The sequence below is a fragment of the Dyadobacter sp. BE31 genome (genome assembly GCF_031457695.1).
Lineage (GTDB): Bacteria > Bacteroidota > Bacteroidia > Cytophagales > Spirosomataceae > Dyadobacter.
This window is the reverse complement of sequence record NZ_JAVDXA010000004.1, coordinates 237,871-253,824: the sequence shown is the minus strand read 5'-3', so window position 1 is coordinate 253,824 and position 15,954 is coordinate 237,871. Positions and strand designations below refer to the sequence as shown.

The 15,954-nt window shown below is 49.7% G+C and carries 15 protein-coding genes; all 15 read left to right on the top strand.

The features are described 5' to 3' along the window. The first annotated feature begins 22 nt into the window (after positions 1-22). Complete coding sequence (spt, locus tag J2Y43_RS21710) at positions 23-1,234, top strand: serine palmitoyltransferase (protein WP_223403406.1); 1,212 nt, start codon at positions 23-25, stop codon at positions 1,232-1,234. Continuing rightward, complete coding sequence (locus tag J2Y43_RS21705; RefSeq protein WP_309987516.1) at positions 1,231-2,352, top strand: hypothetical protein; 1,122 nt, start codon at positions 1,231-1,233, stop codon at positions 2,350-2,352. Before spt ends, J2Y43_RS21705 begins: the two co-directional genes overlap by 4 nt. Then, complete coding sequence (locus tag J2Y43_RS21700) at positions 2,349-3,359, top strand: NAD(P)-dependent oxidoreductase (protein ID WP_309987518.1); 1,011 nt, start codon at positions 2,349-2,351, stop codon at positions 3,357-3,359. The genes J2Y43_RS21705 and J2Y43_RS21700 overlap by 4 nt, the downstream gene beginning before the upstream one ends. Before the next feature lie 111 nt (positions 3,360-3,470). Next, complete coding sequence (locus J2Y43_RS21695) at positions 3,471-6,041, top strand: DUF5686 family protein (RefSeq protein ID WP_309987521.1); 2,571 nt, start codon at positions 3,471-3,473, stop codon at positions 6,039-6,041. A gap of 27 nt (positions 6,042-6,068) precedes the next feature. After that, positions 6,069-6,782: a sugar phosphate nucleotidyltransferase gene (locus J2Y43_RS21690; RefSeq protein ID WP_309987523.1), complete on the top strand. Its 714-nt coding sequence runs from the start codon at positions 6,069-6,071 to the stop codon at positions 6,780-6,782. A 77-nt stretch (positions 6,783-6,859) separates the two neighbouring features. Continuing rightward, a complete protein-coding gene (locus J2Y43_RS21685) occupies positions 6,860-7,729 on the top strand; it encodes a hypothetical protein (protein WP_309987525.1) in 870 nt (289 codons plus the stop codon). After that, positions 7,729-8,688, top strand: a complete 960-nt coding sequence (locus J2Y43_RS21680) for a CDP-alcohol phosphatidyltransferase family protein (protein ID WP_309987528.1) — start codon at positions 7,729-7,731, stop codon at positions 8,686-8,688. The genes J2Y43_RS21685 and J2Y43_RS21680 overlap by 1 nt, the downstream gene beginning before the upstream one ends. Beyond that, a complete protein-coding gene (locus tag J2Y43_RS21675; protein ID WP_309987531.1) occupies positions 8,681-9,727 on the top strand; it encodes a lysylphosphatidylglycerol synthase transmembrane domain-containing protein in 1,047 nt (348 codons plus the stop codon). Before J2Y43_RS21680 ends, J2Y43_RS21675 begins: the two co-directional genes overlap by 8 nt. Before the next feature lie 334 nt (positions 9,728-10,061). Then, entirely contained in the window at positions 10,062-10,769 is a 708-nt protein-coding gene (locus J2Y43_RS21670; protein ID WP_309987534.1) for an HAD family hydrolase, read from the top strand. 49 nt (positions 10,770-10,818) lie between these two features. Beyond that, complete coding sequence (locus tag J2Y43_RS21665) at positions 10,819-11,724, top strand: PfkB family carbohydrate kinase (protein WP_309987537.1); 906 nt, start codon at positions 10,819-10,821, stop codon at positions 11,722-11,724. A 21-nt stretch (positions 11,725-11,745) separates the two neighbouring features. Beyond that, positions 11,746-12,315: a DUF4833 domain-containing protein gene (locus J2Y43_RS21660; protein ID WP_309987540.1), complete on the top strand. Its 570-nt coding sequence runs from the start codon at positions 11,746-11,748 to the stop codon at positions 12,313-12,315. A 1-nt stretch (position 12,316) separates the two neighbouring features. Beyond that, entirely contained in the window at positions 12,317-12,955 is a 639-nt protein-coding gene (locus J2Y43_RS21655; protein WP_309987543.1) for a sterol desaturase family protein, read from the top strand. Positions 12,956-12,972: 17 nt separating this feature from the next. Next, positions 12,973-13,722: a carboxy-S-adenosyl-L-methionine synthase CmoA gene (gene cmoA / locus J2Y43_RS21650; protein WP_106597249.1), complete on the top strand. Its 750-nt coding sequence runs from the start codon at positions 12,973-12,975 to the stop codon at positions 13,720-13,722. After that, a complete protein-coding gene (locus J2Y43_RS21645; RefSeq protein ID WP_309987549.1) occupies positions 13,719-14,447 on the top strand; it encodes an isoprenylcysteine carboxylmethyltransferase family protein in 729 nt (242 codons plus the stop codon). Before cmoA ends, J2Y43_RS21645 begins: the two co-directional genes overlap by 4 nt. Before the next feature lie 124 nt (positions 14,448-14,571). Next, on the top strand, positions 14,572-15,849 hold the full coding sequence (locus J2Y43_RS21640) for an NAD(P)/FAD-dependent oxidoreductase (RefSeq protein ID WP_309987552.1): 1,278 nt from the start codon (positions 14,572-14,574) through the stop codon (positions 15,847-15,849). Positions 15,850-15,954: the final 105 nt, after the last annotated feature.

Below are 15,954 nucleotides of genomic sequence, written 5' to 3'. Positions count from 1 at the left end.
TTGATTCTGACACAAATTACTTATGGGTAAAATCTTAAATAATCGCATCGCCGAATTCAAAGACCCGGCGATTGCAAGAGCAAAAGGTGTATATCCTTTTTTCAGACCAATCGAGTCCGGACAGGACACAGAGGTTATTATTAACGGGAAGCCGGTCCTGATGTTCGGGTCCAACTCCTACCTGGGTTTAACATCCCACCCCTACATCATCGAAGCCTCACAAAAGGCGGCTCAGAAGTACGGAACAGGTTGCGCCGGTTCGCGCTTCCTCAACGGAACGCTCGATATCCACGAGGAACTGGAACGCCGCCTGGCCAAATATGTAGGAAAAGAAGGTGCAGTGCTGTTCAGTACGGGTTACCAGGCCAATTTGGGCGCATTGTCATGCCTCACCGGCCGTAACGACTACCTGATCCTCGACGAAAGCGATCACGCTTCCATTATCGACGGAAGCCGCCTGTCGTTCTCGAAAGTGATCAAATACAAGCACAACGACATGGAGGACCTGCGTAAAAAGCTCGCTCTCCTGCCCGAAGAAGCTGTAAAACTGATTGCGACGGACGGTATTTTCAGTATGGAAGGCGATATCGTCAGACTTCCCGAACTGAATGCGATCGCACAGGAATTCGACGCGACCGTCCTAGTCGACGACGCGCACAGCCTGGGGGTAATCGGTGACAAAGGTGCGGGAACGGCCTCTTATTTTGGCCTTACCGAAACCACCGACCTCATTATGGGAACGTTCAGCAAGTCGCTGGCTTCCCTGGGTGGTTTCATTGCCGGTGACGCCGCTACCATCGATTACCTGAAACACCGCGCGCGCTCGCTCATGTTCAGCGCGAGCATGACGCCCGCATCCGTGGGAAGCACGCTGGCTGCTTTGGACATTATCGAAACGGAGCCGCACCATATGGAGCGTCTTTGGGCCAATACAAGATACGCGAAAGAGTTGCTGCTCGTGAATGGTTTCGACCTGGGCGCAACCGAAAGCCCGATCCTGCCGCTGTATATCCGCGACAACGAGAAGACTTTCATCATGACACGCAGATTGCAGGACGAGGGGATTTTCGTGAACCCGGTGGTTTCGCCAGGGGTACGCCCGGAACAATCGCTGATCCGTTTCTCGCTGATGGCTACGCATACATTCGGCCAGATCGAGGAGGCAGTGGATAAAATGTCCCGCATTTACCGTGAGGTTTGTCCTGACGCAATTATCGAAAGACAAAGACTATGACCCGCATAGCCCCCGTAAGCACTCCGAAGGAATTAGGCAAGTTCATTGATTTTCCGCATGATCTGTATCAGCACGATCCGAATTATGTACCGGAATTGTTCATTGCACAAAAAGACATGCTCACGCCGGGTAAGCACCCGTTCCATGAGCATTCGGAGGTGAAACTATTTCTCTCCTACGACGGAGACAAGGTGAACGGAAGGATAGCGGCGATTTATAATACGAACCACAATGCATTTACGAATCGGAAGGACGGTTTTTTCGGTTTTTTCGACACGGTAAATGACCAGAAGGTGGTGGACGGCCTCTTGAAGGAAGCCACCGCCTGGGTAAAGCAAAAAGGGGCTGACACGCTCGTGGGGCCGGTTAATTTATCAACCAATGAAACCTGCGGTCTGCTGATCGAGGGTTACGACCGGCCGCCGATGGCGATGATGCCTTACAATGCGCCTTATTATCTGCCATTGCTGGAAAAGGCCGGTTTGACAAAGAAAACCGATTTGCTGGCCTACGAAATCAACGTGGCGGATTCGAACGACAAGTCGGTGCGAATGATCGACGCGTTGGAGGAAAGGCTCAAAAGAAGCGGTATCACGATCCGGCAGGTGAATCTGAAAGACTTCAAAAATGAAGTCGTGAAGATCCGGGAAGTGTACAACAAGGCCTGGGACAAGAACCTGGGTTTTGTACCGACTACCGAGGCAGAATTTGACTACCTGGCCAAGGACCTGAAAATGATCCTTGATCCGAAGTTTTGTCTGGTGGCTGAAAAAGGAGATGAACTGGTAGGATTTATACTCGGTATTCCGGATATCAACCAGATTCTGATCAAAATCAAGCGCGGACGTTTGTTGCCGACCGGGATTTTCAAGTTACTGTTCGGCAAGAAAAACATCACGCGCATCCGCGTACTCACGCTTGGGGTGATCGACGGCTACCGCAAAATGGGCATCGAAGCCTGTTTGTACGGCCGCATTATCAAGAACACCTACGGCACCAAGGTGACGGGCGGTGAATGCTCATGGATGCTGGAAGAGAATTATCTCATGAACCACGCCATCGAGCAGATCAACGGGAAGCTGTACAAACGGTACAGATTGTTTGAGAAACCGATATGAAAGAAAAGCTATTCATAACAGGGGCCAGCGGATTTATAGGTTACCATTTGGTGGCAGCGGCACTCAAGGCGGGCATGGAAGTGCATGCGGCGGTGAGGCCAAGCAGCGACCTGAGTTTCCTGAAAAAGCTCAATGCCGATCCGCAGGACCTTGTATATGTGAATGCTGATTTCAGTTCCAAAGATAAATTGACGAAGCTGCTGGAAGATGGAGGGTATGCCTACATCATCCATGCAGCGGGAGTGACAAAAGCCAAAACCGCTGCTGCCTATAACCTGGTCAATGCGGAGTATTCGCTGAATCTGGCGCAGGGTGCCGTGTCTGCGGATATTCCGTTGAAGCGGTTTGTGTTTTTGAGCAGCCTCGCGGCTTTAGGCCCCGCGGCATACAATGCGGCCCAGCCGATTACGGAAGAAACCTTGCCTGTTCCGGTGACGGATTACGGAAGAAGCAAGCTGCTGGCCGAACAATACCTGAAAGAAGTGAATGGCCTGCCGCTGAGCATTATCCGCCCGACAGCAGTGTACGGCCCCGGCGAAAAGGACTTGTTCGTCCTTTTTAAAACACTCAGCAAAGGCCTGGACGCCTACATTGGCAAGGGCCCGCAAAGGTTGAGTTTCGTGTATGTAACAGACCTTGTGACGGCTACCATGGCCGCATTGAGGGAAACGGAAAAGGAAATTACGGTTTACAATATCTCGGACGGACAGGCATATGACCGTTACGCATTGGCAGACCAGTTCAGGGCTATCAGCGGGAAGCAGATTTTCCGCGCGCACCTGCCGCTGCTGCTCGTCGAAATGATCGCCCGGTTCCTGGATCTTGTTTATGCAAATTCATCAACAACACCGGTTTTAAACCAAGAAAAACTAAAAGAACTCACAGCCCCTAACTGGATCTGTAGCATAGATGCAGCCCGACGTCGCCTGCATTACCAACCGCAATACAATCTGCACCGAGGCCTCGCAGAGACATTGACCTGGTATAAGGAGAATAAGTGGCTTTAACTATCGAACCCGCTTGATCATACGCAGCTGCCGGCAATCTGCCGGTGTGGTTGAAGCGTACATGATTTCAAAACAAGCAGGGCAGCCAAAACACGTTACGAACGTTCCAACATGAAAGCAATCAACAAGTCGATATGGCTATACACACTCGTGGTGATCAGCATTCTGCAGATTGGCGCGGGTATAGCTAATGCACAATCGACGACCACTATAAAAGGTACTGTTACAGACGCAAAGACAGGCGAGACCCTGCCATACGTGTCGATCCTGATCCCGGGAACAACCATGGGGACCGCCTCCGATGCCGACGGCCGTTACGCGATGACATTGCGTGAAGACCATTCGACGATCAAATTCACTTATGTAGGTTATATGGCCGTTGAAAAGCCGATTAAGCCCGGTGTGAGCCAGACAATCGACGTAAAAATGGCGGTGGATGCCTCCATGCTGAAAGAGGTGACCGTTAAAACCAAAGCCAGGTACCGGAACAAGGACAATCCGGCGGTGCAGCTCATCCGCGAGGTGATCGCGCACAAGGACGAGAACAGGCCGTCGAGCAACAACTTTTTGGAATACGAACAGTACGAAAAGATTTCGCTCGCATTGAGCAACCTGTCCGACGATTTCAAGGACAAACGCATTTTCAGGAATTACCAGTTTTTGTTCAAAAGCCAGGATTCCACGGCTATGGGCGGCAAGAATATGCTCCCGGCCTACATTCAGGAAAAACTTTCGAAAGTTTATTTCCGCAAAAGCCCCTACAACAGGAAACAATACGTGCTGGCGAACCGCCGGGCCGAATTCGACGCAAAGTTTGTGGATAATGACGGTTTGAGTGCCTATTTCAACCGCTTGTATGAAGATATCAACATTTACGACAACGATATCTCCATCGCCACCAACCTGCTGCTGAGTCCGATCGCGAACTCCGCACCTACGTTCTACAAATTCTTTATCCGCGATACCATCAAAACCGCCGATCCGCAGCTGATCGAGCTGGGCTTTGTGCCGCGTAATAAGACGGACATGCTTTTTGAAGGCAAGCTGTATATCACCCTCGATGGCAAATACAGCGTGCAAAATGCCTACCTGACCGTCAACAAGGACATTAACCTCAACTTCATGCGTGATCTCGAAGCGCGCCTGGAATTCGAGAAAGGTGCCGACGGCCGCTATTTTATGAATAAATCGACGCTTGCGATGGAGTTCGCATTGGGCGAGAAGAACGGCGGTTTGTACGGCCAGCGCACGGTGAACTTTAAAGACTATACCATTAACCAGTCGCGGCCCGACAGCATTTATCGCGGACCGGGCGAGGAAATCGTGTACGATCCGGAAATCAAAACGACCGAGTCGTTCTGGGCCAGCAAGCGCCACATCCCGCTGGAACGCACCGAGTTGGATATTTACAAGAATATCGACACGCTGCAAACCATCCCTTCGTTCAAGCGGACGATGGACATCGCGACGCTGTTCCTCTCGGGCTACAAATCGTTTGGTGCTGTGGAAGTAGGGCCGGTAAACACATTTTACAGCTTCAACCCGGTGGAAGGTTTCCGACTTCGGTTCGGGGGCCGTACCACGACTGACATGAGCAAGCGGGTGTATTTCGAGACTTACGCGGCTTATGGTTTCAAGGACCGTAAATGGAAGTACTTTTTGAGTGGGACCTATTCATTCAACAATAAGTCGGTATACCACTTCCCGCTGCATTACATCCGAGCGAGTTTCCAGCGCGATACCAAAATTCCCGGCCAGGAGTTGCAGTTTGTGCAGGAGGACAACTTCCTCTTGTCGTTCAAGCGCGGGGATAATAACCGGTGGTTGTATAATGATATTTACAAACTGGAATACGTGCGTGAGTTCGAGAGCCGTTTTTCTTACAAAATCGGTTTTACCCAATGGAAACAAACTCCAGCGGGCGTGCTGCGCTACGAGCACCTGAACGAGGGTGGTGAACTCGAAAACGCGATGACGCTGAATAATACCGAAGCCAACGTCGAGTTCCGTTACGCGCCGCACGAGCAATACTACCAGGGTAAGTTGTACCGCACGCCGATCATCAACAAATACCCGATTTTCACCTTGCGTTACAATGCGGGTTTGAAAGGGGTTTTTGAAGGAGAAAACAATTACCACAATGTGGCATTGAACATTCAGAAGCGCTTTTATTTGTCGCAGTTCGGGTTCGCGGACATTACGGCGGAGGGCGGTTATATTTTTGGTAAACAAATCCAGTTCCCGCTGCTGACGATCCACCGCGCCAACCAGACTTACGCTTACCAGCTGAATTCATACAACCTGATGAACTTCCTGGAATTCGCGAGCGACCATTACGCGAGCCTGGATGTGCAATATTACCTGAACGGATTTTTGTTCAACAAAATACCATTGCTGAAAAGACTGAAACTACGTGAGGTAGTGAGCTTCAAAGGTTTGATGGGCGGTTTGAGGGATGAGAACAACCCGGCATTCAACCCGTCGCTGTACCGCTTTGCGACTGACGACCAGGGCCGGCCGATCACTTACACATTGGCACGTGAGCCTTACATCGAGGGCAGCGTGGGTATTGCCAACATTTTCAAGCTGTTGCGCGTAGACCTGGTAAAGCGTTTCACTTACCTCGACAACCCGAATGTGTCGGAATGGGGTATCCGTGCACGTTTCAGGCTTGATTTTTAAGGCATTGATTTTAAAAGAGACATTAACATGAATTACGCAATCATAGCAGCAGGAGAAGGATCGCGGTTGGCGAAGGAAGGTTTCACACTTCCGAAACCGATGGTGAGCCTGCACGGCGAAATGCTCATCGACAGGCTGATCGGGATTTTCATGCGGAACAATGCAGAGAAAATTCTGGTGATCATCAATGAAGAATCGCCGCTGCTGGAAATGCATTTGATGGGATTGGCCGAAAACCTGCCCATTCAAATTGTTAAGAAAACCACGCCAAGCTCGCTGCATAGCGTGTACGAGTTGTTTAAAAGCGATCCGGAACTGAGCGAAGTTTGCCTGACTACCACCGACACCGTTTTTCGCGAAGAAGAATTCAGCGCATTCATTACCGAATTTGCCGATAATAAGGATTTGGAAGGCCAAATGGCGGTAACCGCATTCATCGACGACGAAAGTCCTCTCTACGTGGCCGTTGACGACGACGACCGCATTACCGCATTTACCGATGATAATAGTACCGATACCCCGTTTGTTTCAGGCGGGATTTATTGTCTCAGGAGCAAAGCGATCGAAACCGTGAATGTGGCTGTGGAAAACGGCGTGAGCCGGATGCGGAACTTCCAGCGGCAACTCGTGGCGGATGGCCTGCATTTGAAAGCATATCCATTCACCAAAATCGTGGACGTGGATCACGTGAGCGACATCCAGACGGCGGAGCTGTTCCTGAGCGGCGAAATGGCTTTTTAGACTAACACAACGACACACTGAGCTGACACCAATTTATTACTAACAGACCGGGGCGTTTTGCCGGTCAACACCATTAGATGAACGAATTAAAAATTCTGGGCGTGCACCGTAACAAGAAGTTTTCGCCCAACCATATCGGGAACGACGATGCGATTTTCTCCCAAACGGCCAAAGAGCTCGAAAAACTGGGATGCCGCATTACCATCTGCTGTGAAGATGAGTTCCTGGCAATGGAAACAGTGAATTACAGTAAGATTTTCACCATGGCGCGCCAAAAGCAAGTCGTGGCCAAATTGCAGGAACTGGAAAGAAACGGTACGCAGGTTTTGAACTCCGCATTCGGCATTGAAAACTGCTTCCGTACCAACCTGACCAACGCATTGAACAACGCCAATATCCCGGTGGCCGATAGCTACATCGTACCGACCGATTACCAGGGAGACGACGTTTTTGACCAAATAAAAGGAAAAGGTTACTGGATCAAGCGGGGCGATTTCCACGCCATCCATAAGGAAGATGTGTCGTTTGCCGCATCGCGCGAGGAAGCCAAGGAAATTTTGCGGGAATACGCATTGCGCGAGATTCCCGACGCGGTTATTTCCCAGCATTTGGTGGGGGATCTGGTGAAATTTTACGGGGTTAGGGGCACGGATTTCTTTTTCTGGTTCTACCCGTACGACGCCAACCACCACAAATACGCGGATTACCAGCAGATCAACGGCAATTCGGTGTATTACCCGTTCAGTGCGGAAGGTTTGCAGAATACCGCCAATGAAGCGGCAGGGGTAGTGGGGATCGATATTTACGGGGGCGATGCCATCATCGGGAAGGAAGGCGATTACCGCATCATCGACCTGAACGACTGGCCGAGTTTCGCACCGTGCCGTGACCAGGCCGCCGGGCGTATTGCCGGACGGCTTTACCAAAGATTTTTGAACAACAATTAATGGAGACAACCACCACACCCCGCCCACTGGCAGAAGAACCTGAAAAAACTTCGGCATTCGAAAATTCATTGAAATCGAATGATACCGAAGAAAAGATCGATATCTGGTTTTACAGGCCGATCGGCTACCAAATCGCATTGTTTTGCGCCAAAGTAGGCCTGCGCCCGAACCCGGTGACGATCATCAGCATTTTCTTCGGCGTGGCGGCAGGGATATTGTTCTACCCGCAGCAGTTGTGGATCAACGTGATCGGGATGCTGTCGCTCATGTTTGCCAACTCGCTCGACAGTGCGGATGGCCAGCTCGCGCGGATGACGAACGACAAAAGCCGTCTGGGACGGATCCTCGACGGTGCGGCGGGTGATTTCTGGTTCATCGCGATTCACATTGCGATCTGTTTGCGGAGTATGGAAGAGGGCTGGACGGCGTGGATTTGGGTACCGGGCGTGGTTGCGGGCGTGTCGCATATGATCCAGTCGGCCATGGCGGATTACTACCGCAATGTGCATTTGTTCTTCATCAAAGGCACCAACGGAAGCGAGCTCGACAACAGCCGCGACCTGCAAAAGGAATATGACGAAATGAGCTGGTCGCGTGATTTCGGGATGAAACTAGTAGCCAGGCTGTATTTGAATTATACCAAAGAGCAGGAGTTTTTCTCGCCGAAGCTGCAAAAGCTGCTGGCCGTGGTGAAACAGAAATACCAGAATGGCCTGCCAGCGAAACTCATTACCGATTTCCGCGCGGAGAACAAGCCATTGATGAAGTATACCAATATCGTCCAGTTCAATACCCGGGTGATATTCCTCTTCCTCTGGCTGTTCCTGGATCAGTCGTGGGTCTATTTCTTTTTTGACATTTTCGTTCTCAACCCGATCCTCATTTACATGATCGTGAAGCAGGAGCAGGTGAGCAATCATTTTTATAAGGAGATAACCTCCGGCAAATACAATGGGTAGCAAGCTGTACAAAGCCCTTTTCATGGCAATCGGCATTTTCTCGCTGGGCTATATGATCTATGGCACCGGGTTGCTCGTGATTTGGGAAAACATCAACCGTACGGGCATCTGGTTTCTGCCGGTGATCGGTAGCTGGCTGGTGATCTACATCCTGAATGCCCTCGCATTCCGCGCGATCATCCGCGAGCCGCAACTGCCGGAGACGAATATGTCGTTCTGGTCGGTGCTGCGGCTGACGATCTCAGGCTATGCGATTAACTACATTACCCCATTTGTAGCGCTGGGTGGCGAGCCGTATCGCATTATGGAGCTGAAACCGACGCTGGGCATTCAGAAAGCGACTTCCTCGGTGCTGCTATACAGTTTAATGCACATGTTTTCGCACGTGCTGTTCTGGCTGGCTTCCATTATCCTCATTGTTGCGGTTGTGCCACTGAGCGATGTCATGCTGGCCGGTTGCGGGATACTTTTGGTGGTAGGGCTGGTGCTAGGGTATTGGTTTATTAATGTATATAAAAAAGGGTTTACTGTAAGCACGTTCCGCCTGCTGGAAAAGGTGCCTTTTATTAAAAACAAAGCCTGGGAATTCGCTACCAAAAATGCGGAAACGCTGTATGAAGTAGACGAGCAGATCCGCGTCCTGTACTCTGACCGCCGGAATGCCTTTTACGCTTCATTGTTCTATGAATTTGCGGGACGGGTAATCGGCTGCCTGGAAATCTATTTCACGGCCCATGCTATTGGAATGGATATGACATTGGCCCAATCGCTGATCGTCAGCTCCGGCTCGTCGCTGTTTGCGAACCTGATCTTCTTCTTCCCTATGCAGCTCGGCACAAGAGAAGGCGGCCTCGCATTGGCATTAAGAAGTGTGGGATTGCCCGCAGCACAGGGGATTTTTATAGGGGTTGTATTGAGAATTAGAGAGATAGTCTGGATTATTATTGGATTAGCTCTCATTAATAGAAAAACTAAAAACGAACAGCTGGACAACAACACAGATCAGAAACTGGAACCAGTTCCAATTAGCTCAAACTGATTTTGAGATTCTGATTCAGTGATCCCCGGGCTAAAGACCGGGGCAAGGGGATTGGCTTCCGGGTTGTAATGCACAGATGAAATCTATTGCAGTTGTCTTTAGACAACTGATTAAAGATAAAGAGCTAGTTATCAAAATATAGCTATTGATCAAGCAGATAGTTGAAAAAAACAGGAATCCATTGCAGTTGTCTTTAGACAACTGACCAGAAGCTAGCTATAAGCAAAAAAGCTAGTGCTATAATGAAGCTGGTTAATGGAAGTTTTGATTAAAATAATTGATAGAAATATCTAACTAACCAGGGATTTCAATCCCTGGAAACAGATAAAGAAAGATGATTAAAGGAATTTTATTTGATTATGGAGGTACAATCGATACAAATGGCTTGCATTGGGCCAATGTTTTGTGGGATGCGTATCGGCATAATCATATAAAGGTTGACAAAGAAGCATTTGCGAGTGCATACAAGTTTGGCGAGAGGGCATTGGCTATCCATCCGATCATTCAGCCGCATCATGTGTTTTATGATGTGCTGTTTCTAAAAGTAGAGCAGCAATTTGGCTACCTGAAAGAAAACGGATACGAACTGGACAGCCAGGCCATCGAGGCCATCGCCCGCGAATGTGACCGCGTCGCACGCACTAGTGTTGAAAAGGCATCGCCCGTTCTCGAAAAACTGGCCGCCGAATACCCTCTCGTGATGGTTTCCAACTTTTACGGTAACCTGAATAGTGTATTAACGGAATTTGGCATTGCGCATTATTTCCAGTCTGTCGTCGAATCGGCAGTGGTCGGCGTCCGGAAGCCCGACCCCGCGATATGGCAGCTGGGCGTGGAAGCGCAGGGCTTTCTTCCGCATGAATGCGTGGCGGTAGGTGATTCCTATTCCAAAGACATTCTGCCTGCAAAGGCAACAGGCGCGAAGGCGATCTGGCTGAATGTAGCGGGATTCGAAGAAGATACCAAGATGCAGGCATCGGTCGCCGATGCCGAAATTACAGATTTCGCCCAGGTGGCCGACACCATTGATAGCCTGGGCTAGTTATCACCCATAACCCAAGCCTTAAGGCTTGGGTTGAGACACCAGTACCATGTACGATATATGTACCATCGGGCATATCACTTTGGATAAAGTAGTTACTGCCCAGTCTGTCAAGTATATGCCCGGGGGCACTTCGTTCTATTTCTCGAAGGCGCTCCGGCAGTTCGATGTCCACTATATGCTCGTAACGGCATTGGCCGAAAAGGAAGCCCATATCGTGGCAGGCCTGCGGGAGGAGAACATCGAAGTATTTTCCCAGAACAGTCCCTACACCGTTTATTTCGAGAACATTTACAGCGCCAACCAGGACCACCGCGAGCAGAACGTGCTGCATAAGGCCGCACCATTCACCGTGTCGCAAATGCCGGCCATCGAAGCAAAGTACTTCCATTTAGGACCATTGCTTTCGGACGATATTACGGTGGATCTCATCAAAATGCTGGCCGCGAAAGGCAAGGTTTCACTCGATATCCAGGGTTACCTACGCTATGTGAAAGACCAGAAGGTATTCTATACTGATTGGGAAGCCAAAAAGGAAGCATTGCCGTACATCCACATTCTCAAAGCAAACGAGTTTGAAATGGAAGTGGTAGCAGGCACGAGCGACGTGATCGAAGGTGCGAAATATCTCGCCAATCTGGGGGTAAAAGAAGTAATCATTACGCTGGGCAGCAAAGGGTCATTGATTTACAAAGACGACCATTTTTACCAGATCCCTGCCTACAAACCGACCGACGTCGTGGACGCGACCGGTTGCGGCGATACCTATATGGCTGGCTACCTGAGCCAGCGCGTGAAGGGCGCAGGCGTACAGGAGGCGGGCGAATTCGGGGCGGCGATGGCGACACTGAAAATCCAGTCGTCGGGACCTTTTTCCGGAAATGCGGAAGATGTGCAGGAAGTGTTACAGTACGGCGAATGCGACCGTGAAATCATCGCACAAGCCATTTTTTGAATGTAGTTTTTGATTGAAGTCATGAAATACGTACTCAACATTCTGATGGCGCTCAGCCTGACGCTTGTTTCGTATGCAGGAGGGTTATCCGACAAAAAAGCAGGCACAACGGCCACGGACCCGGACGAGTTTCCGGTCCCTAACAACGTTCCCGGATTGCTTTTTTACATTCAGCGAGACCCGAATACGAATACAATCTGTTACCAGCTTAACGTCGACAAACAAGGAAAAATCAGCGAAAAGAACCCTGTCAATACGTTCTGGATCCGTTATCCGGAAGGCGGGGCACGCAAGGAGCTCAATTATTTGCAGCGGAAATTTGCATACGGTATCAATTCAAAGGCGATCGGCAATGCTACTTATGAACTCCGTTCGGTAGCGTATTCGAAACTGCCGCTTTACCTGCGGAGGGATACCCGGAATGAATACCACGTTTATACCAGCATCGATAAAAAGGAATGCATCCTGAGCAGGGTATTCATCCGGATCGACGGCGGTACATTCTGGTCGCCGAATGTGCTTTACATCGAGCTCAAAGGCACCGAGATTGCTACCGGTAAAACCATTATTCAGCGAATAAAACCATCCTGACATGCCTAAAAACTATGTCTCCAATTCAACGGAATCTTCCAGGATGTTTAAAAGCGACTTTCTGGAAGCATTCTCGAAGGTACATTATTCAGTGCCCCTTTTCATTTTCGTACCGGTGATCAGCTACTTTTCCTGGAAAGCATTGGGTCCGGGGGAGATGCTTTGGTACAATTTTGTAGGTACGGTATTCGGAGGACTGTTCTTCTGGACTTTCACCGAATACTTTATGCACCGGTTCGTGTTTCATTTTACACCCCGCGGCAAGTTTATGGAGCGCATCCATTTCATTTTCCACGGAGTGCATCATGACTACCCCAATGACGCCAAGCGATTGGTGATGCCGCCTTCGGTGAGCATTCCGCTGGCGACGGGCTTCTACTTCCTGTTCACGCTTTTTCTAAGTGAATATTATGTAGCCGCCTTCTATGCGGGGTTTATGGCAGGGTATCTGTTTTATGATATGAGCCATTATGCGTTGCATCATGCTAATTTTAAATCCGGGTTCTGGAAGAAATTAAAGAAGCATCACATGCAACATCACTATTCAGATGCAAGTAAAGGTTACGGTGTAAGTTCAGATATTTGGGACAGGGTTTTCGACTCCAACGAAAAGCGCGCCTCAAAATCTAACTCAATCTAACTCTGTAACTTTAACTTATGAAGAACCTTGGAAGTGAGAATTTAGACCAGGTCTTCAGAGATGAAATCACGAAGGTTTCGGACTTCAAGTTCGGGACAACGGTGGTGAATGTCTTTGACGACATGGTGAGCAGGTCAGTACCCTATTACAACGAGATGCAGCGGATGCTCGCCGAGATCGCTGCCGATCATGTGAAAGAAGGAACATTTGTGTACGACCTGGGATGTTCTACCGGCACCACGCTGATTGGCCTGGATCAACTCATTCCCTCGGACATCCGGTTTATCGGGATCGACGAGTCGCAGGAAATGCTCGACAAATGCGACGTGAAGCTGAAAGAAGCAGGTTTTGTAAGACCGTACGACCTCGTCGCGGGGGATTTGCACCAGCAGCTTCCCATTTCCAATGGTTCTGTCGTGATACTCTGCCTTACGCTGCAATTTGTGAGGCCGTTGTACCGCGAAAGACTTCTGAGAAACATTTACGAAGGATTGAACCCCGGCGGTGTACTGCTGCTGGTGGAGAAAGTGCTCGCGGAGAGCAGCGTGTTCAACCGTGATTTTATTAAATACTATTACAACTATAAGCGGCGCAACCATTACAGTGAGCTCGAAATATCCCAGAAACGGGAAGCGCTCGAAAATGTGCTGATCCCTTACAAGTTGTCTGAAAACATGCTTCTGCTGAAAGAGGCCGGTTTCGCCGACTGCGAAATTTTCTTCAAGTGGTACAATTTTTCAGGAATGATAGCTTATAAAAAATCATGATCGCGATCGGTAATTTCTTTTTCAAGTACAGAAATAACCTGTTTATCATCCTGTACCTGCTGTTGTTTTTGCCCTCGCCGCCGATCTTTTCACGCGAACAGTTCGGCCCGGGCTATTACCTGTACCCGGTGGTTCTCGGATTGCTGGTGACGTTTTCGGGAGAGCTTATCCGGGGCATTACCATCGGCCTCGCGTACATTATCCGCGGAGGCCGCGATAAGAAGGTGTATGCCGAGACGCTGGTGACCGAAGGTATTTTCCGGCATTGCCGTAACCCACTGTATGTGGGCAATATTCTGATGCTGCTCGGCGTGGGCATTTTGGCCAACTCGCTGATCTACGTCGGAATCGTAATGCCGCTGTTTTTGTTTATCTACCAGGCGATTGTACTGGCCGAAGAGAACTTTTTGCGGAACAAATTCGGTGCGCAGTTTGATGCGTATTGCATCCGGGTGAACCGCTGGCTGATCAATCCGGCAGGTATTTGGGATACATTCAAAGACATGCGTTTCAATTACAAGCGCTGGCTTTTGAAAGAATACAACACATTGCTGGTTTGGCTGATAGGCATTGTGGCCCTGCTGATTTTCAAATACCCGGAAATCGTGCCGGAACCGGATAACAGGATCACCCTTTTTGCGGCGATCGTACTGATACTCGGCGCATTGTATGGTTATGTAAGGTATTTGAAGAAATCCGGGAAGATGACTGACAGCATGGCCTGAAATAAAAGGGATGGCGTTTTACTGTAAAATGCCATCCGAAAGTAAAGCATTGGCACACTATTGGTTGAGCCTCCTGAACCTACCCGAAGCATACATTTCATTACCCCCTAATAAATTAAGCACCATGAATATTGTAATCGTAGGAGGAGGATTTGCCGGTGTCAACCTGGCGCTGGACCTTGCAAAGAGCGAGAAATTTGAGGTAACACTGGTAGACAAGAACAACTACAACTTCTTTCCACCGCTGATATACCAGGTCGCAACGGCCTTCCTGGAACCATCGAGCATCAGTTACCCGTTCCGAAAGCTCTTTTCAGGAAAAGAAAACCTTCACTTCCGGTTGGGGGAATTGCAGCGAGTGGTGCCGGGGGAGAACAAGATCATCCTGCATAACGGCGAGCTCGCATATGATATCCTCGTGTTTGCAACCGGTGCGGAAACGAATTTCTTCGGGATGGAGAATGTGAAGCGGAATGCGACGCCGATGAAAACGCTCGAAGATGCGATCAGTATGCGGAACAAGCTGCTGATGCAGATGGAGCAGGCAACGCTTAGTACTGACCCGGCCGAGATCAAGAAATTGCTGACGGTCGTGATCGCGGGAGGTGGCCCGACAGGCGTGGAAATCTCCGGGATGTTTGCCGAAATGCGTAACGGCATTCTCCGCAAGGAATATCCCGAGCTGGCCGGGAAAGGCAGCGAAATATACCTGGTCGACGGTAGTGAGGCGTTACTTTCACCCATGAGCAAGGCTTCACAGGAAGATACCTACAAAGACCTGAGCAAACTCGGTGTAAAAATCCGTCTCAATACCCATGTATCCGACTTTGTAGATGATAAAGTGTATTTCTCCGAAGGCGACAGTATTGAAGCCAAAACGCTCATCTGGGCGGCAGGGGTTACGGGTAGGGTGTTCGAAGGCATTCCGGCGGAAGCTTACGGCCGCGGGCGCAGGCTGCTTGTGGATGCGTACAATAAGGTGAACAGTACTTATAATATCTACGCGATCGGCGACTGCTGTCTGCAAACCACCGACGAAGGCTTCCCGAACGGGCACCCGCAGGTAGCGCAGGTAGCGATCCAGCAAGGCAAGAACCTCGCGCGTAACTTTGAGCTGATCGCCGAGCATCAGCCGCTGCATGCATTTAAATACAATGACAAAGGCTCGATGGCCATTATCGGCCGTGCCAAAGCCGTGGTAGACCTGCCTTCGCCTAAGGTACATTTCAAAGGCGTGATCGCGTGGTTGGCGTGGCTTTTCATACACCTCATTTCGCTGATCAACCACCGTAATCGTATGAAAACGCTTTACAACTGGATGATCGCCTATTTCACCAAAGATCAGTCCCTGCGAATGATCATCAAGCCTTCGGTAACGCAGGAAAAGGTCGAATCGGTTTAATGGAACCGTAATTCAACGTTTATCGTTGGCAGTTTGACAAAAAACACTGAATTTTAGTAACCGAAAGCCATCAGAGCATTCATTCAGTGTGCAAAAAACCAAATA